The sequence below is a fragment of the Sanguibacter suarezii NBRC 16159 genome, from assembly GCF_001552735.1.
Taxonomy (GTDB): Bacteria; Actinomycetota; Actinomycetes; order Actinomycetales; family Cellulomonadaceae; genus Sanguibacter; species Sanguibacter suarezii.
Map to the genome: position 1 here is coordinate 223306 of NZ_BCRT01000004.1, position 17996 is coordinate 241301.

The following is a 17996-nucleotide window of genomic DNA, read 5'->3' on the forward strand; positions in this document are numbered from 1 at the left end:
GCGCGGGGATCTCAGGCCTGGCGGTGCTGCCAGAGCGTGTTCAGTGCGTCCTGGTAGTAGAAGGAGTGCCCGCCGACGACGATCGCGAGGAGCACGCCGATCGCAGGGGACGTGGACGACGGCAGACCGGCGGCGGCCTGCGCCTGCTGGATGCGCTGCCCGGTGCAGTAGACCGAGAAGAGCAAGAAGTACGGCACGAACAGGCACAGCAGGATCATGTTGGCCGGGTTGACCTGGATCGAGGAGTTGAAGTTCTTCAGCTCGACGTTGATCTTGTAGTACCAGACCAGGCCGTAGATCCCGAAGGTGATGATCGAGAGCAGGAAGACCCCGATCGGCGACCGGGGCAGGCCTGACGGGCCGTTGCGGTAGGAGCCGGGCTGCGGGACGGTCGCCACGGGGTAGGCGGCATAGCCGTCCGTGGGGGCTGCGTAGCCGGTGGAGGAGGGGGCTGCGCCGGGGCCGGAGGGCGGCGGCGTGTATGCGTCTTGACTGGTCACGGCCTCACAGTAGAGGTCTTCGAGATGCGCCGGACGAGGGTTTCGGGCTCATCGTGCAGATTCACCCGGTCCTCGCGGACGCTCCGGGCTGACGTGGCCGGTGAAGCTCGTGCTGGCTCGGGGTGAGGTCGAGCGGAAGGCCGGTGTGTAGGAGACTAGTTGAATGAGCAACGAACAAGGTGTGTACTCCGTCCCCGGAACGTCCTTCACCCGGGACACGAACTACATCCAGACCCGCATCACCGCCGACGGGCGTGAGGGGTTCCCGGTCGAGGCCGGCCGGTACCGCCTCATCGCGGCGAAGGCCTGCCCGTGGGCCAACCGGTCGATCATCGTCCGCCGGCTGCTCGGCCTGGAGGACGCCATCTCCTTGGGGATGCCCGGTCCGCTGCACGACAAGAACAGCTGGACCTTCGACCTCGACCCCGGCGGGGTGGACCCGGTCCTGGGGATCGAGCGGATCCAGCAGGCCTACTTCGCCTATGACCCCGACTACCCCCGCGGGATCACGGTCCCGGTGATCGTGGACGTCCCCACCGGGAAGGTCGTCACCAACGACTTCGCCCAGATCACCCTGGACTTCTCGACCGAGTGGACCGCCTTCCACCGTGAGGGAGCCCCGGACCTCTACCCCGTGCACCTGCGCGCCGAGATGGACCAGGTCATGCGACGGATCTACACCGAGGTCAACAACGGGGTGTACCGCTGCGGCTTCGCCGGCACCCAGGAGGCCTACGACGCCGCCTACGACCGGCTGTGGACGGCGCTCGACTGGCTCGAGGAGCGCCTCGCCTCCCAGCGCTACCTCATGGGCGACTCGATCACCGAGGCCGACGTTCGCCTGTTCACCACCCTGGCCCGCTTCGACGCGGTCTACCACGGGCACTTCAAGTGCAACCGGTCCAAGCTCACGGAGATGCCGGTGCTGTGGGCGTACGCACGGGACCTGTTCCAGACCCCCGGCTTCGGCGAGACGATCGACTTCGACCAGATCAAGACCCACTACTACGGGGTGCACCGCGACCTCAACCCCTCCGGGATCATCCCCGCAGGCCCGGACGAGACGGTCTGGACCACCCCGCACGGACGTGAGGCGCTGGGCGGACGACCCTTCGGCGACGGGACCGCGCCCGAGCCGCGCTGAGCCGCGCTGACTCCCACTGAGCCGCGCTGACCTGCCCTCACCAGCGGTTGCGGGCCTCCTCGGCCCAGCCGACCAGCCCGTCCACCCGCACCTCCCGGCCCGCGTCGTCCACCACGTGCCCGGACCAGTGGCCGAAGCACTGGTGCGTCTGGCCGGCGAGCACCACGAGGTTGGTCACCGCGACCCGCTCGTGGAACGGGGTGAAGGTCAGGTCTGCGCGGGGGCCGGTGACCCGCCACGGCGCCAACCAGCTCTCGCGGTCATAGGTCCAGGTCAGCTCGTCGTGCAGCTTGTGCACGCGGCCGTCCACGACGAGGGCGTTCTCGGTCGACCCGGTCCCCACCGTCCACTGACCGCCGATGGTCAGCCCGACCGTCCGCCCGTCGACCACACCAGACCCGGCGCCCCAGTTCCACGTCATCGAGTACGGCCAGCGTCCGCGGCCGTGGTCGAGGACCGCCCAGCTGGCGTCCGCCGGCACCACGACCTCCACGCCGTCCACCCGCAGCCGGCCGCCGACCCGCAGCGCGGGGGCCTTGACCGTGTACTGGAAGCGCCGCGCGCTCCACGGGACCACCACGCACATCGACTCCTGGTCCGCGGGCATCGCCACGGTGAGGTCGAGGCGGACCCGGTCGGTCGCGGCCTGCAACCGGACCGACTCCGGGCCGGGGGTGATCTCCGCGGTGAAGCCGCGACGTCGGGCAGAGGCGGTGCCGGTGCTCAGGCTGTGCGGGAGCACGGTGTCGGCGGCGAAGGGGGCGAGCACGGAGGCGTCCACCACCTCGCCGGTGGCGCGGTCCAGCACCCACAGCTGGTGCACCCCGGCGTAGTCCAGGCTCGAGACCGTCAGCCCCACGACGTGCGTGGGGCTGATGATCCCCCAGTACTCCCAGCGCTTGTTGCGTCCCCACGCGCCCGCGCGGCCGAGGCCGCGGGGCAGGTTCGTGCGGTGCAGCGGCGTGCGGGACCAGCCGGCGGCGAGCGGGTCGAGCCGCCCGTCCGGGCGGCACAGCACGACCGGTGAGGTGATCTCCAGCTCGCTCGCGCCCGGCGTCGTCACGGTCAGGCCTTGTGCGGGGCGACGCCGACGACGCTCGCGGCGCCCTCGACGGGGAACCGGGCGTGGTTGCGGGCCAGCTTGGCCTCTCCGGCGGCCCCCAGGTCCACCCCGAGGACGTCCGCGAGACGCACGAGGTAGATGAGCACGTCGGCAAGCTCGTCGCCGATGCGGTCACGGCGGTCGGGAGCGGCGAAGGTCTCCACGGCCTGGTCCGCCGGGACCCACTGCAGCAGCTCGGCGACTTCGCCCACCTCACCCATGAGGGCCAGCACGAGGGACTTGGGATCCTGGAACTGGCCCCAGTCGCGCTCGGCGGAGAAGGCGCGGACGGCGGTGGTGAAGGAGGCGAGGTCGGTCATCCTGCGACCCTACAGAACCGGGGACGGGCAGTGCACGGGTCAGGAGCCCAGGATCGCCACGAGGAAGTCGGAGTCGTCACGGAAGGGGCGCAGGTCCCACGTGGAGAACAGGGAGTCCACGCTCAGGCCGGCCTCGGCGACGTCGGACAGGAAGGTCTCGAAGGCGTAGCCGCGGCCGGCACCGAAGCCCACGGCGATCCGCCCGGCCGGGGCGAGGTGGCGGCGCATGGTCTCCAGCACGGTCACGTGGGTGCCCGGGGCGAGGAAGGTCATGACGTTCCCGGCGCACACGATCGCGTCGAAGCCCTCGGTGATCCGCTCCGCCGCGAGGTCCATCTCGGCGAGGTCACCCACGAGCCACTGGATTCCGGGGTGGTCCTCGATCGCGGCGTTGATGAGGACCGGGTCCACATCGATGCCGACGACGGTGTGCCCGAGCGCGGCCAGCGCCGCGCCCACCCGGCCCGGACCGCAGCCGGCGTCGAGCACGCGGGCGCCGCGCGGGACCATGGCGTCGATCAGGCGCGCCTCACCGGCGAGGTCGTTGCCCTCGGCGGCCAGGGCGCGCATCCGCTCGACGTACCAGAGGGAGTGGTTGGGGTTGCGCTGCAGGGTCTGCTCCCAGAGGGTCGGCGTACGCATGGTGAGAGACCTTTCGTCGGGGGGTGTTCATCTCACTGTAGGTCGGCCGCCTGGACGGTGCCGGGACCTTCGACTGAGGCCGACGGCCTCATCCGGTGTACTCGAAGTGCCAGTACTCGGGGTTGCTGCCGTTCTGCCGTGCCCAGCCCGGGGCGACCCACCCGAAGGCCGGCCCGTTCTCCACCAACCACTGGTAGCGCGCCGAACCGAAGCCGTAGCACGACCATTCCTGCAGGTCGAAGGCCCGTCCGGTGCCGTGGGAGGAGGTGCCCGGCACGGCGGCGACGGACCCGAGCGCCTCCCGCATGCGCACCTGCTCGTCGAAGGACCGGTAGGTAAGGTCGAGGTCGAGGTCCGTGCCGAAGGCTGCGCGGTAGGAGGCGTTGAGCCGGTCGAGGGCGCCCGCAGCCCGGGTGGCGAGGTACTGCGGCGTGCCAGCAGTGTCGTGTCCCCAGGTCAGCCGGGTCATCGCGGAGGCAGGCAGCCGGCCGTTGGACCCGTCGCCCTCGGCGTCCGGTGCGGAGGTGTAGAACGGCGGACCGGCGTAGGTGGAGTCGTTGACGCAGGCCGGGACGCTCGGTGCGGGAGCCGCGGTGACGGGAGCTGGTGCGGGCCGAGCGGGGCGCGCGGTGGCCTGAGCCGCGGCGGCCTGCTTGGCGGCCTGCTCTGCGGCGGCCTGCTCGGCAGCCGCCTGTTCGGCGGCGGCTTGCTCAGCTGCGGCTTGCTCTGCGGCGGCCTGCTCAGCTGCCGCTTGCTCTGCTGCCGCCTGCTCTGCCGCTGCTCGGTCCGCGGCGAGCTGGTCGCTCAGCTGCGCGGCCACAGCGGTCTGAGCGGCTTCCCGGGCCGCGACCCGATCGGCGGTCTCCGCCTGCAGCGCAGCCTGCTCGGCCCGCAGGCGGGCGTCGTGAGCCCGGGTCTCGGCCTGCTGGGCGGCGATCTCGGGGACCCGCGCGGGCGCCGTCGTGCAGGCGAGCGTCCCGACCAGGGCGAGCGAGCCGAGCGTGGCGAGCAGACGCAGCCTCCAGGTCCTGGTCATGTCATCTCCTCGCAGGTCGTAGGCAGGCCGCACGGGGGGTGCCGGTGGGCGCCGGTAGGTGCCCGTCACCACAGTAGGCGAGGGTCCCCGCACGTCAGGTGTGGGGCACCCGCGCGCGGCGCGTACGGGCACCCGAACTGCGCGGCGGGCGGCTCTTGCCACACTGGACCCGTGACCACATCGACCTCAGCCGCCGAGCTGCCCCGCCCCACCCCGCGTCAGATCCGCCGGTGGCGTCGCAACCTCGCCGACGAACGCGCCGAGGCCGCCGTCTACCGCGAGCTGGCCGCGCGCCGCACCGGGGAGGAGAAGGAGATCCTGCTCGCCCTCGCCGAGGCGGAGAAGCGGCACGAGGCGCACTGGCTCGAGCTGCTCGGCCCCTCTGCTGGCCGCCCGCTGCGCGGTCACTGGCGCACCCGCGGGCTGGGCTTCCTCGCCCGCCGCTTCGGCGGCGTCTTCGTCCTCGCTCTCGCCCAGCAGGCTGAGGCCCGCTCCACCTACGACGTCGACGTCGACGCCACACCGCGCATGGCCGCGGACGAGCGGATCCACGGTGAGGTGGTCCGCGGCCTTGCCACGCGGGGCCGGATGCGGATCTCGGGGACCTTCCGCGCCGCCGTCTTCGGCGCCAACGACGGCCTCGTGTCCAACCTCGCCCTCATCCTCGGCATCGGCGCCTCCGGTGCCTCCCAGGCCACGGTGCTGCTCACCGGGCTGGCCGGGCTGCTCGCCGGCGCGCTGTCCATGGGCGCGGGGGAGTACGTCTCCATCCGGTCCCAGCGGGAGCTCCTCGAGGCGGCCAACCCCAGCCCGGCGGCCTCCGCAGCGATCGCCCACCTCGACGTCGACGCGAACGAGCTGGCGCTCGTCTACCGCGCTCGCGGCGAGAGCGCCGAGGATGCGCAGACCCACGCCGACGACGTGCTCGCCACGTACACCGCGCAGACCGTGATCGCTCCCCGGGGGGCCGACGACGAGCACGAGGCGATCGGCACCGCGATCGGGGCCGCGGCGTCGAGCTTCTGCTTCTTCGCCTCCGGCGCGCTGATCCCGGTGCTGCCGTACATCTTCGGCCTCGAAGGCCTTGCCGCGGTCGTCATCGGGTCCGTCCTGGTCGGCATCGCGCTGTGCATCACCGGCGCCACGGTCGGGGTGCTCTCGGGCGCCTCGCCGGTCAAGCGGGCGCTGCGCCAGCTGGCGATCGGCTTCGGTGCGGCAGGCGCCACGTACCTGCTCGGCCTGACCTTCGGTGCCAACGTCTCCTGATGAACAGTTGGCGAACTGAGCCAACACCCGATGAACTGGGCCGGCGGGCGCGGTGAGGATACGTCCATGCCTCCCTCGCAGACCACCACCCGCGCCGCGCACACCCCCGCCGCGTCTCGTCCCGCACCGGACCGCACGTCCCGGGTGCCCGTCGTCACCGACGTCTCCCGGCCCATCGAGGTGGTCGAGGCCACCATGAGCTGCCGCGCCCTGGAGGAGCTCTTCCGGCCGGAGCAGGTCGAGAGCGTGGGGGTGCGCGACGGCGCCGACCACTCCCGGGTCGGTCTCATCACCCGCGAGCGGTGCCTGGCGGCGATGTCCGGTGAGCTCGGCTACGGCAGGGCGCTCCTCTTCCGCAAGCCGGTGAGCGACCTGACCGACTGGGCCCCGTCCTTCGTCGACCCGTGGTGGACGATCCCGGACGCGCTGCGCCTGGCGATGGCTCGTCCCCGGCGTCAGCGCTACGACGACCTCCTGGTCCGCTCCCAGGTCTGGGGCTGCGTCACCGTGGCCTCGTTGGTGGAGCACCTCTCCGGTGAGCTCGGCGCCCACGCGGACCACGACGCCCTCACGGGGACGCGTGACCGGCAGGCGTGGTTGGCTGCGCTCGCGGCCCAGGTCTCCGCTCAGCCGGACCACGCCCGTCACGTGGTCGTGGTGGTCGTCGCGGTCGACGGGATCGCCGCGACGAACGCGGCCTACGGCTCACGCGTCGGCGACGCCGTCATCGCCCGGGTCGCCGAGCACCTGCGCGGGGAGTACGTCGAGCGCTCCGCCCTGGGACGTCTGAGCGGCACGCAGCTGGCCCTCTTCGCGCCGCTGGCCGGCGCGGACGAGCTGCCCGCCGCCCTCGCCCGTGCGGAGCAGGTGGCCTCCGCGCTGCAGACAGCGGCGCAGGCCGCCGTGCGCCGCCTCGTGCACGACGGCGTGGTCCCGGACGGGTCAGTCGGCCTGCGGGTGGGCTTCGCGCTCGCCCCCCACGGCACCGACGGTGACGCGCTGGTCAGCCGCGCGCTCGCCCGGCTGAGCCTGGTCGCGACGCGCTGAGCGCGGCCAGCGCGGCGTCGACCACGGCCCCCGGGTCGCCGGCGACGGGAACCACGACGCCGTCCTCGTCCTCGCCCAGGGGCTCGAGGGTGGCGAGCTGGGAGGCGACCAGGGAGGCCGGCATGAAGTGGTCGGCGCGCGCCGCGACGCGGTCGGCGAGGACCGCTGCGTCGACGTCCAGGTGGACGAACCGCACCCCGCCGGTGGCCGCGGCGAGCACGTCGCGGTAGGAGCGGCGCAGCGCGGAGCAGGCCATCACGGTGGTTCCGCCGGCCTCGGCGATCGCGGACATGGTGTCCAGGACCTCGGCGAGCCAGGGCGCACGGTCGGTGTCATCGAGCGGGGCGCCGGCACGCATCTTGGCGACGTTGGTGTCGGGGTGCAGGTCGTCGGCGTCGATGAACAGCGCCCCGGTGCGGTCCGCCAGCAGCATGCCGACGGTCGACTTGCCGCAGCCGGACACCCCCATGACCACGAGGTGAGCGGGCGCGGAACGAGGGCGAGGAGTCGTCGACATGGCGCCCAGCGTACGCGGCGTCACGTCAGGCGAGCAGCAGGTCCAGTGCGTCGTCGAGCAGGGCGGAGGCTCGTCCGACGTGACCGGCCAGCCACTCGCCCTCGTAGGCACGCGGCCCGGGCTCGACGATGAGCACGGTGTACATGTAGACCCGGTAGAGCAGCAGCCGGGCATCGGCCGGGCTGAGCGCGCCGGCGCGGGGAGGTTCGGTGAGGTCCAGGGTGCCCCCGCCGGCGCGGTAGGCGTCGGCGAGCGCCGCGGGCACGGGACCGGCGCCCATCTGATCCGCCCCGGCGAACTCGAAGAGGGGGTCTCCCCAGAAGGCGCGCTCGGTGTCGATGATCCCGGTGATCGCCAGGGTGCTGGGGTCGAGGAAGACGTTGCCCTCCCACAGGTCGGTGTGCACCAGACGGGGGGTGGTCACCTCGGCGAGGGATCCCTCGTGGCGGGCGAGGGCCTCGGCGATCCGGGCGGAGGGCAGGTCGGTGCCCCACGTGGCGGCGTCGTCGAGCAGGGCGCCGGTCATCGCGGTGAAGGCCTCGAGCCACGTGTCACCCTGCAGCGCGGGGGCGGCCGGGTAGCCGTAGCGCGGTCCGGTCACCGTGTGCAGAGCCGCCATGACGGTGCCCAGGCCGGCGCGGACGATGGCCTGCTGCGCGGCGCTCAGCTCCGGCAGGCTCTGCCACGGGACGCCGTCCAGGTGGCTGACGACGAGGACCTCGGTGTCGACGTGCTCGCGTGTGACGTCGGAGAGCAGGACGGCTGGCATGAGGAGCTGGGGCCGGCTGGCGGCGAGGCGGTAGACGAGCTCCTCGGTGCCCAGGATGCCGTGCTCGTAGCGCATGAGCCGGTTCGTCGCGGTCGGTGCCATCTTTGCCACGGCACGGCCGCCGCCGGCGAAGTGGAGCCGGTACGTCGTGGCGAACATGCCGCCCTCCAGCCGCTCGATGCGCTCGAGGGGTCCGTAGGCAGTCAGCGGGGCCACGACCCGGGCGAGCCGTGCGGTCATGTCGGCGAGGTCGGTGGCATCCGGGTGCGTCGTGGTCACGCGTTTATCTTGGCACTGGATCTGCGCGGGTCAAGGGACTTTTCTCGGTCAGTTCCGAGCGCAGCCCGGAGCGGCGTGGGCCACCCCGGGCTGTGCCCGCCTGTGCTGGGGCTGTGCCCGGCTCAGGGCCGCGGCACGTTGCGCAGGTTGGACCGTGCCATCGAGACGACCTCGCCGAGACCGCCGCCGAGCACCTCCTTGCTCATCGCCGCGGCGAAGCCGCGGACCTGACCGGCGGTGATGGTCGGCGGGATGGACAGCGCGTGCGGGTCGGTCACCACGTCGACCAGGGCCGGGCCGGGGCGGTCGAGGGCCCCGCGGATCGCCGAGCGCAGGTCGCGCGGGTGCTCCACCCGCACCGACGGGATGCCGATCGCGGTGGCCACCGCGGCGTAGTCGACCTGCGGGGAGTCCGTCCCGAAGGACGGCAGACCGTCGACGAGCATCTCTAGGCGCACCATGCCCAGGGTCGCGTTGTCGAAGAGCAGGACCTTGACCGGCAGGTTGTAGTGCCGGATGGTGATGAGCTCACCGAGCAGCATGGCGAGGCCGCCGTCCCCCGCCATGGCGATGACCTGGCGTCCCGGCTGGGAGGCTGCCGCGCCGATGGCGTGCGGCATCGCGTTGGCCATCGACCCGTGCAAGAAGGAGCCGATCACCCGACGGCGACCGTTGGGACGGATGTAGCGGGCCGCCCACACGTTGCACATGCCCGTGTCGACCGTGAAGACCGCGTCGTCGGACGCCTCCTGGTCGAGGAGGTCCGCGACGAGCTCGGGGTGGATGGGCACCATGGACTCGGCCTTGCGGCCGGAGTACGCCCCGACGACGCCGTTCATCGCCTTCTCGTGCTTGGCCACCATCGAGTCGAGGAACCGGCGCGAGCGGCCGCTGTCGATGAGTGGCAGCAGCGCGCGGACCGTCTCGCCGACGTCGGCGACGACGGCGAGGTCGAGGCGGGTGCGCCGCCCCAGGTGCGTGGGGTCAGTGTCGATCTGGACGGTGCGGACCTTCTCGGGCAAGAACTGGTCATAGGGGAAGTCGGTGCCCAGCAGCACGAGCAGGTCTGCTTCCATCGTGGCGTCGTAGGCGGAGCCGTAGCCGAGCAGGCCGGACATCCCGACGTCGAAGGGGTTGTCGTACTGGATCCACTCCTTGCCGCGCAGCGAGTGCCCGATCGGGGCGGCGACCTTGTCCGCGAGGGCGATGACGTCGTCGTGAGCGCCGCGCACGCCGGCCCCGGCGAAGAAGGTGACCTTCTTGGCGGAGTTGATCGCGGCGGCGAGCTCACGGAGCGCGCCGGCGTCGGGCACGATGCGCGGGCGAGCGGGGCGGGTGGAGACGTCGATGACGTGCGTCTCCGGGGCGTCGTGGTCGGCGACGTCACCGGGGATGGTGAGCACGGCGACGCCGGGGGCGCCGTAGGCGTGGTGGATCGCGGAGGCGATGACCCGGGGCGCCTGCTCGGCGGAGGAGATCATCTCGGAGTAGACCGAGCACTCGGTGAACAGCCGGTCGGGGTGGGTCTCCTGGAAGAAGCTCGTACCGATCTGCTTGCTGGGGATGTGGCTGGCGATCGCGAGCACCGGGACCTTGGAACGGTTCGCGTCGTAGAGGCCGTTGATGAGGTGCAGGTTGCCCGGGCCGCAGGACCCGGCGCAGACCGCGAGGGTCCCGGTGATCTCGGCGTCGGCGGCCGCGGCGAAGGCGGCGGACTCTTCGTGGCGCACCTGGACCCAGGTGATGTCCGCCCCCGCCTTCGCGGCACGGCGCACGGAGTCGGATATGGGGTTGAGGCTGTCTCCGACGATGCCGTAGATGCGCTTGGCACCGGCTTCGATGAGCTGGGAGACCAGGACGTCTGCGACGGTCCGGTTGCGCTGCTGCTTCTGCTTGGCCACTTCACGACACCTCTCGCTGGAAGACCGGGCGGCAACCGCGCAGCATGCGGAGCGCGGTGTCGTCCCGCTCCTTCCATCTTCTGTCAGCGAGAGCGGGCCTGCCCGAGCGAACCGGACAAGTCGGGTGTCTCGTGTGCCACACCGGCCGCCTGTGGCTCAGGCTGCCTGCGGCTCGTGGTTGGCGCCCGTGGTCCGCCGGCGCAGGGTCCACAGCGAGGCGAGGGTCACCAGGACCGAGAGCGCTCCGGCGACCAGGACGATCTCGAAGCCGGCGTGCGCCCCGGCCGCGTCGATCCGCTGCCCGCCGACCGACGTGCCGATCGACACCCCGACGCCCAGAGCGGTCCCCACCCAGGTGAGGCCCTCGGTCAGCTGGGACGGCGGGACGAGCAGCTGGACGAGGTTGTTGCCGTTGATGAGCGTCGGTGCGATCGCGAACCCGGTGACGAACATGACGACGGCGAGCATCGGCAGGCTCGTGACGAAGACGAACAGCGCTACCCCCACGGCCAGGGCGACCATCCCGACCGCGAACCGCTTCCACAGCGGCGAGAGCCAGTGCTTGGCGCCGTAGAGCAGCCCGGAGATGAGGGAGCCGAGGGCGAAGACGCCGAGGATGGCGCCGGCGAGCGGTTCGTGCCCGGCCTCCTCGGCGAAGGCGATCGTCGCGACATCGGTGGCTCCGAAGATGGTACCCATCCCGATGAACACGGCGATGACGGCCAGCATGCCGCCGTTGAGCAGCACCGAGCGGTGCGTGACGCCGTGCTCGGGCATCGTGGGCGGCGGTTCGGTCGCGCGCAAGGACAGGAACCAGAACCCGCCGATCGTCACCGCGAGCAGCGGGATGATCAGCCCGGCCGTCGGCGTGACGCTGGTGGCCAGGATGGTCGCGAGCATCGGGCCGATGACGAAGCACAGCTCGTCCACGGCCGACTCGAAGGAGTAGGCGCTGTGCAGCTTGCGCGGGTCGCCGAGCAGGTGGGACCAGCGGGCTCGGACCATCGAGCCGACCGACCCGATGGTGGCGCCGGTGAGCACCGCGAAGACGTAGAGCCAGATCTGCGGGGTGCGCAGGGCGGCGCAGAGGATGAGGGCGACGAGGGAGGCCGCCGTGATGGCGAACATCGGCCGCATGATGCGGGACTGGCCCTTGCGGTCCACGAACCGGGCGATCTGAGGGGAGCAGATCGCCTGGGCGATGATGTACGCCGCGCTCACCCGGCCGCCGAGGGCGTAGGAGTCGTAGATCTGCTGGATCATCAGGACGATGCCGATGCCCACCATCGACATCGGCAACCGGGCGATGGCCCCCGCGGCGGAGAACTGCTTGGCGCCGGGGATCGCGAGGATCGCCCGGTAGGGGTTGCGGGACGGCTTCACGACGGTCTGCGGCTGCTGGGGGTCCTCGGGCACTGCTCCATTCTCTCACCGCCTTCCTGACCCGCAGAGGGGCCGCTTTCCACGCGACGGCGCTCGTGTCTGCGGGCATGATGGGCTGATGAATGGTGACCTGGCCGGCGCCGTGTCCGCCGACGATCTGAGCATCCGCAACAACACCGAGATCCACCGCTTCGAGGCGGTGGTCCCCAACGGCGACGTGGTGGGCTACCTCGTCTACGACCCCGTCCCACGGCAGGACGCGGGCGGCAAGGGGATGTTCGTGGTGGTCCGCACGGTGGTGGACCCGGAGGTGGAGGGGAGCGGCGTCGCGGCCCTGCTCACTCGCACCGCGCTGGACCACGCGCGCGAGCAGCACCTCACCGTGATCCCCGAGTGCTCCTACGCCCGTGCCTTCATCGACCAGCACCCGGAGTACCAGGACCTCCTGCCCTGACGGCGGCCGGGCCCTCAGCCCAGCGGCCCGACGAGTCCCGCACCCAAGTCGAACAGCGGCACCTGACCGTCGCCGACGTTGATCGGCTGTTGCTCGGCCGAGGCGGGCCAGCTCATCGGCAGCGTGCCGGTCGGGTCGACGGCGCCGAGCAGCACGTCCGTCACACCGGCGCCCTCACTGCCCGGCAACCAGCCGGCCACCAGCGCGTTCGCCCACTGCTCGGCTCCGCCGAGGTCGATGGGGCGGCCGGAGTAGACGACCACCACGGTGGGGATCCCTGCGTCGCGCAGCGCCTGCAGGGTGACCACGTCGAAGCCGGTGAGCCGCACGCCGTCGGGCCGGTCGCCCTCGAACTCCGCGTAGGGGGTCTCCCCGACGACGGCGATCGCCACGTCGACCTGCCCGGCGACCTCGGCGAGGGTCTCGTCAGACAGTCGTCGCTCGGAGACGACCGTGCCGCCGGCGTCGGCCGCGGCGAAGGCCGCCTCGGCGGCCTCCAGGACCGTGGTGCCCTCGATCGTGTCCCCGCTCGCACCCTGCCAGGTGATGGTCCAGCCGCCGGCCTGGTTGCCCAGGTCGTCCGCGCCGGACCCGGTGACGAGCACCCGCGAGGCCGTGGAGATCGGCAGCACGCCGTCGTTGGTGAGCACCACCTGGGACTTGGCGACGGCCTCCCGGGCCAGCGCGCGGTGCTCGTCGCTGCCCACGGTCTCAGCGAGGGTGCGGTCGGCGAGCGGGGCCTCGAACAGCCCGAGCTCGAACTTCTTGGTGAGGATCCGGCGGTTGGCGTCGTCGATGCGTGACATCTCCACCTCGCCGTCCTCCACCGCGGTGGTGAGGTGGGTGATGAAGGCGTCGTACTCGGTGGGCACCATGACCATGTCGATCCCGGCGTTGATCGCCTGGACCACCTCCTGGTGGGTGAAGCCGGCGTAGGCGTCGATCTGGTCGATCCCGTTCCAGTCCGAGACGACGAACCCGTCGAAGCCGAGCTCGTCCTTGAGGAGGTCGGTCAGCAGCGCGGTGCTGCCGTGCGCCTTCTCGCCGTTGACGCTGGAGAAGGTGACCATGATCGAGGCGACGTCAGCCTCGATCGCCGCGAGGTACGGAGGCAGGTGGATCGCGCGCAGCTCGGCGTCGGTCAGGACGGCGTCGCCCTGGTCGACCCCGCCGGAGGTGCCGCCGTCGGCGACGAAGTGCTTGGCGGTGGCCAGGATGGAGGACGGCGACCCGCCGAGCGTCGCGCCCTGGTACCCGGTGATGATCGGCGTCATCGACGTCACGAGCGCGGGGTCCTCGCCGAAGGACTCGTAGGTGCGCCCCCAGCGGTCGTCACGAGCCACGCACAGGCACGGTGAGAAGGTCCAGTCCGCCCCGGTCGCGGCGACCTCCTCCGCGGTGGCCTGGCCGATCTTCTCCACCAGCGCCGGGTCACGCGTGGCGCCCAGGCCGATGTTGTGGGGGAAGACCGTCGCCCCGGTGAGGGTGTTGTTCCCGTGCACGGCGTCGATGCCGTAGAGGATCGGGATGCCCAGCGGGGTCTGCGCCGCGGCGGCCTGGAAGTCGTCGTACATGTCGGCCCAGGCCTGCGGGGTGTTGGGATCAGGGGCGGACCCGCCGCCGCTGAGCACGGAGCCGAGGCGCAGGGCCGTGACCGTCTCGGTGGTGATGGAGCCACGTTCCGCCTGGGTCATCTGGCCGATCTTGTCCGCCAGGTCCATCCGGGCCAGCAGGTCCTCGACCCGCTCGTCGACCGGGAGGGTGGGGTCCAGGTACGGGGCGGCCTGCGTCGGCGGGTCCGTGGGTGCGGTGGCGTCCGTGCCGCAGGCGGCGGTGGCTGTGGCCGCCAGCGCCAGGACGAGTGCGACGGGCAGACGGGCGGCGAAGGGCGCACGAGGCATGAGGACACTCTGGCACAAATCGCTGCTATCCGTCATCGGGTGTGTCGCTCTCCGCCCACGACGACGGCCGCCAGGGAGTCCCTGACGGCCGTCGTCGTCAGCGGGGCGGCGGTGCGCCGTCCCGCGTGGGGGTCGCTGCCGCTCGTCAGCTGCCGAGCGCGTCGCTGACCAGCGACTTCGCTGCTTCCTGGACCTCGACGAGGTGCTCGGGGGAGACGAAGGACTCGGCGTAGATCTTGTAGACGTTCTCCGTGCCGGAGGGGCGTGCGGCGAACCACGCGTTCTCCGTGGTGACCTTGAGCCCACCGATCGGGGCCCCGTTGCTCGGGGCCGTGGTGAGCTTGGCGGTGATCTCCTCACCGGCCAGCTGGGAGGCGGTCACCTGCTCGGGGGAGAGCTTGGCCAGGGTGGCCTTCTGCTCGAGGGTCGCGGGGGCGTCCACCCGGGCGTACCAGGACTCCCCGTACTGGTCGACGAGCGCGGCGTGGTGCTCGGACGGGGACTTCCCGGTCGTGGCGATGATCTCCGAGGCGAGCAGCGCGAGCAGGATGCCGTCCTTGTCGGTGGTCCACACCGACCCGTCCTTGCGCAGGAAGGACGCACCGGCGGACTCCTCGCCACCGAAGCCGACCGAGCCGTTGAGCAGGCCCGGCACGAACCACTTGAAGCCGACGGGCACCTCGTCCAGGCGCCGGCCGAGGCCGCCGGCGACCCGGTCGATGAGCGCGGAGGACACGAGGGTCTTGCCGATGGCCGCGGTCTCCGGCCAGCCGGGACGGGCGCCGCCGTAGAGGTAGCTGATGGCTACGGCGAGGTAATGGTTGGGGTTCATCAGCCCGGCGTCGGGGGTGACGATCCCGTGGCGGTCGGAGTCGGCGTCGTTCCCGGTCGCGATGTCGTAGGGCGCGCCCTGCTCCATCGCCCGGACCAGCGAGGCCATCGCCGAGGGGGAGGAGCAGTCCATGCGGATCTTCGCGTCCCAGTCCAGGGTCATGAAGGCCCAGCGCGGGTCGACCTGCGGGTTGACCACCGTGAGGTCGAGGCCGTAGCGCTCGCCGATCGCCCCCCAGTACTCCACGGACGCCCCGCCGAGCGGGTCGGCGCCGATCCGCACACCGGCGGCGCGGATCGCGTCGATGTCCAGGACCGTGGCGAGGTCGTCGACGTAGGCGACGAGGTAGTCGTGGCGGTGGGTCGTCTCCGCCTCCAGCGCCGTCTCCAGGGAGACCCGGCGCACCTGCCCGACGCCGCTGCGCAGGATCTCGTTGGCGCGGTCGGCGATCCAGCTGGTCGCGTCGGAGTCGGCCGGCCCGCCGTGCGGGGGGTTGTACTTGAAGCCGCCGTCACGCGGGGGGTTGTGGGACGGGGTCACCACGATGCCGTCCGCCCGGCCGGGACCGGTGGTCAGCACGCCCTCCGCGGTGCTCGCTCCGTTGTGCAGCAAGATCGCGTGGGAGACCGCCGGGGTGGGGGTGTAGGAGTCGCGGGCGTCGACGTACGTCTGGACACCGGCTGCGGCCAGCACCTCCAGCGCCGTCTGCCAGGCCGGCAGGGAGAGGGCGTGGGTGTCGCGGCCGATGAACAGCGGGCCGTCGGTGCCCTGGGACCGGCGGTACTCCACGATCGCCGCGGTGGTGGCGATGATGTGGGCTTCGTTGAAGGCGCGGTCAAGGCTCGAGCCACGGTGTCCGGAGGTGCCGAAGACGACCTTCTGCGTCGGGTCGTCCACGTCCGGGGTGAGGTCGTAGTACGCGCCGACCACGGCGTCGACATCGATGAGGTCTTCGGGAAGGGCAACTGTGCCTGCGCGGGGATCCATGCCTCGATCTTGCCACCGAGGCCCGGTCGCAGCAGTGCGGCGCACCCGCGCGCCGTCGCGTGGATCGGGTGCCGGTACGCTCGTGCCATGGCTAAGAACACGACCCCTGAGTTTGTGCTGCGTCCGTTCGAGGGGATCGCCGGCGAGCCCGACCTCGTCGCCCTGCGTGAGGTGGTGCCCGCCGCGACCGCCGTCGCCCGCACCACCGCGGAGTACGGCGCCCGCGAGATCACCTTCACGACCGTCCTTCCCGGTGGCTGGCCGGCCCTGCACCGCGCCGACGGCACCGTCTTCGTCGCGCTGCAGACCAACGCCGGCTCCGGCGATGCCAGCCGCGACCTGGCCCAGGCTGCTCTGGACGCTGTCGAGCTCGAGCCCGGTCAGTCGCTGACGTCGACCGGCCTGCCCGGCCCCGGCCCGCGCCTGCAGGACATCCTCGACCTCTCGGTCCCGCTCGAGATCACCGTCCACGACGGCTTCGACTACTGGTTCGACCCGGCCGAGCCGCTCGCCGCCGACGTGCGCGAGTCCCTCGACGAGGCGAACTCCACGCTCATCGAGACGGTCAAGCTCTCCTCCGTCGAGAGCGCCTACTGGTGCCGGATGGGTGCACGGGAGTACCTGCGCTGGGCCATGCCCTTCGACGAGGACACCGTCATCAGCGCGGTCGCCCGTCTGCACGCCAAGCGTCAGTCCGGCTTCGGCGGGTCGAAGTTCCTCGGCGCCTTCCGCTCCTCCGGCATCGTCATCCCCGTCTGGGAGCTGCCCAAGGGCTCCGAGGCTGAGGACATCGAGGCCGCCGTGGCCGAGTTCTGGCCGACCCTCGAGGCCGAGCTGACCAACGACGCCCCGCTCACCGCTGATGAGCGCCGCGCCCGCGCCGGCATCGTCTCCCGCCAGGTCACCCTCCGCTGACCTGCCCCCGGTCCACCTCGTCCCGCTCTCGCCCGCCCCGGGCGGGAGGCGGGAACGGGGTGGAGGCCGGGCGGGTGGACGATGAGGTGAAGGGCACCGCGGGCGACTAGGGTTGGCACCGTGATAGGTGAGCCCCAGCCCAAGGACGAAGCGGCGCAACAGCAGGACCGCGCCGACAAGGTCCTCGTGCACGTGCGGCGTGCGAAGTCGGCGACAGCCCAGCTCAGCGAGCGTGACCGCGCACGCCAGCGGGTCGCCGTGATCATCCCGGCCAAGGACGAGGCCCGGCGCATCGCCGCGACCGTCCGGGCCGCCAAGGCCATCCCGCACGTCGACCTCGTCCTCGTCGTCGACGACGGCAGCGAGGACAACACCCAGGACGTCGCGCGCGACGCCGGAGCCGTCGTCGTGCGGCACTCCCACAACCGCGGCAAGGCCGCCGCGATGGAGACCGGCGCAGCCGTCGTCGCCATGCGCGACGCCGCCGGCCGCGCCCCGCGCCTGCTGCTCTTCATCGACGGCGACCTCGCCGAGACGGCCGTCAACACGGCCCCGCTCGTGGGCCCCGTCCTGGACGGCCAGGCGGACATGTCCATCGCGCTGCTGCCGCCCCAGCCCGGAGCCGGTGGTCGCGGGATCGTCGTGGGGGCCGCCCGCCGAGCCATCGCCTCGATGACCGGGTGGACTCCGACCCAGCCGTTGTCCGGCATGCGGTGCCTGACCCGCGAGGCCTTCGAGGCCGCCACGCCCCTGGCGCGCGGGTGGGGGGTCGAGACGGGCCTGACCATCGACCTGCTGCGCCTGGGCTACGTGGCCGTGGAGGTCCCGTGCGACCTGCGCCACCGCCCCTCCGGGACGGACCTGCGCGGCCAGATGCACCGCGCCGCCCAGTACCGCGACGTGCAGCTGGCCGTCAGCGCGCGCCGGGTGCGCGCCGTCGGCGGCGCCGTCCGTGGGGTCGGGACGAAGAAGAAGGCCTGAGGCCCGCTCGCTGGTCAGCC

The 17996-nt window shown here is 72.1% G+C and carries 17 protein-coding genes; 6 read left to right on the forward strand and 11 right to left on the reverse strand.

Going from position 1 to position 17996, the window contains the following annotated elements:
- Positions 1-11: 11 nt before the first annotated feature.
- Positions 12-500 (reverse strand): DUF4234 domain-containing protein, encoded by a 489-nt coding sequence (locus SS2_RS02260; protein WP_066460751.1) that lies wholly within the window; start codon positions 498-500, stop codon positions 12-14.
- A 163-nt stretch (positions 501-663) separates the two neighbouring features.
- Between SS2_RS02260 and SS2_RS02265 the strand changes: the two genes are divergently transcribed.
- Complete coding sequence (locus tag SS2_RS02265) at positions 664-1644, forward strand: glutathione S-transferase family protein (protein ID WP_066460752.1); 981 nt, start codon at positions 664-666, stop codon at positions 1642-1644.
- Positions 1645-1681: 37 nt separating this feature from the next.
- Here the strand turns inward: SS2_RS02265 and SS2_RS02270 are convergent, their stop codons facing one another.
- The 4 genes from SS2_RS02270 to SS2_RS17730 all read right to left on the reverse strand — a co-directional run bounded on the left by SS2_RS02270 (position 1682) and on the right by SS2_RS17730 (position 4744).
- The gene (locus SS2_RS02270; protein WP_066460753.1) at positions 1682-2707 is read right to left on the reverse strand and encodes a DUF2804 domain-containing protein; all 1026 of its coding nucleotides are present in this window, start codon (positions 2705-2707) and stop codon (positions 1682-1684) included.
- Positions 2708-2709: 2 nt separating this feature from the next.
- On the reverse strand, positions 2710-3066 hold the full coding sequence (locus SS2_RS02275) for a nucleotide pyrophosphohydrolase (protein WP_066460754.1): 357 nt from the start codon (positions 3064-3066) through the stop codon (positions 2710-2712).
- 39 nt (positions 3067-3105) lie between these two features.
- Complete coding sequence (locus SS2_RS02280; RefSeq protein ID WP_066460755.1) at positions 3106-3708, reverse strand: class I SAM-dependent methyltransferase; 603 nt, start codon at positions 3706-3708, stop codon at positions 3106-3108.
- A gap of 88 nt (positions 3709-3796) precedes the next feature.
- The gene (locus tag SS2_RS17730) at positions 3797-4744 is read right to left on the reverse strand and encodes a M15 family metallopeptidase (protein ID WP_066460756.1); all 948 of its coding nucleotides are present in this window, start codon (positions 4742-4744) and stop codon (positions 3797-3799) included.
- 171 nt (positions 4745-4915) lie between these two features.
- Between SS2_RS17730 and SS2_RS02290 the strand changes: the two genes are divergently transcribed.
- Positions 4916-6010, forward strand: a complete 1095-nt coding sequence (locus SS2_RS02290; protein WP_066460757.1) for a VIT1/CCC1 transporter family protein — start codon at positions 4916-4918, stop codon at positions 6008-6010.
- A gap of 66 nt (positions 6011-6076) precedes the next feature.
- The gene (locus SS2_RS02295; protein WP_066460758.1) at positions 6077-7057 is read left to right on the forward strand and encodes a diguanylate cyclase domain-containing protein; all 981 of its coding nucleotides are present in this window, start codon (positions 6077-6079) and stop codon (positions 7055-7057) included.
- Here SS2_RS02295 and SS2_RS02300 read toward each other — a convergent pair.
- The 4 genes from SS2_RS02300 to SS2_RS02315 form a co-directional block, all read right to left on the reverse strand.
- Positions 7014-7574, reverse strand: coding sequence for a gluconokinase (locus SS2_RS02300; protein ID WP_066460810.1), 561 nt, complete (start codon positions 7572-7574; stop codon positions 7014-7016). The genes SS2_RS02295 and SS2_RS02300 overlap by 44 nt on opposite strands.
- A 25-nt stretch (positions 7575-7599) precedes the next feature.
- On the reverse strand, positions 7600-8622 hold the full coding sequence (locus SS2_RS02305; protein WP_066460759.1) for a phosphotransferase family protein: 1023 nt from the start codon (positions 8620-8622) through the stop codon (positions 7600-7602).
- A gap of 122 nt (positions 8623-8744) precedes the next feature.
- Entirely contained in the window at positions 8745-10523 is a 1779-nt protein-coding gene (locus SS2_RS02310; protein ID WP_066460760.1) for a pyruvate dehydrogenase, read from the reverse strand.
- Between the two features lie 156 nt (positions 10524-10679).
- Positions 10680-11939 (reverse strand): MFS transporter, encoded by a 1260-nt coding sequence (locus tag SS2_RS02315; protein ID WP_066460761.1) that lies wholly within the window; start codon positions 11937-11939, stop codon positions 10680-10682.
- 85 nt (positions 11940-12024) lie between these two features.
- On the opposite strand from SS2_RS02315, the gene SS2_RS02320 reads away from it, so the two are divergent.
- On the forward strand, positions 12025-12360 hold the full coding sequence (locus tag SS2_RS02320) for a GNAT family N-acetyltransferase (RefSeq protein WP_066460762.1): 336 nt from the start codon (positions 12025-12027) through the stop codon (positions 12358-12360).
- Positions 12361-12374: 14 nt separating this feature from the next.
- On the opposite strand, the gene SS2_RS02325 is transcribed toward SS2_RS02320, so the two are convergent.
- Together SS2_RS02325 and pgm are read right to left on the reverse strand one after the other, a co-directional pair.
- Entirely contained in the window at positions 12375-14261 is a 1887-nt protein-coding gene (locus SS2_RS02325; protein WP_066460763.1) for a glycoside hydrolase family 3 protein, read from the reverse strand.
- A gap of 145 nt (positions 14262-14406) precedes the next feature.
- The gene (gene pgm / locus SS2_RS02330; RefSeq protein WP_066460764.1) at positions 14407-16080 is read right to left on the reverse strand and encodes a phosphoglucomutase (alpha-D-glucose-1,6-bisphosphate-dependent); all 1674 of its coding nucleotides are present in this window, start codon (positions 16078-16080) and stop codon (positions 14407-14409) included.
- Positions 16081-16167: 87 nt separating this feature from the next.
- On the opposite strand from pgm, the gene SS2_RS02335 reads away from it, so the two are divergent.
- Both SS2_RS02335 and SS2_RS02340 read left to right on the forward strand, forming a co-directional pair.
- Positions 16168-16995: a DUF5926 family protein gene (locus SS2_RS02335; protein ID WP_066460765.1), complete on the forward strand. Its 828-nt coding sequence runs from the start codon at positions 16168-16170 to the stop codon at positions 16993-16995.
- 192 nt (positions 16996-17187) lie between these two features.
- Positions 17188-17976, forward strand: a complete 789-nt coding sequence (locus SS2_RS02340) for a glycosyltransferase family 2 protein (RefSeq protein ID WP_245643297.1) — start codon at positions 17188-17190, stop codon at positions 17974-17976.
- Positions 17977-17996 lie beyond the last annotated feature (20 nt).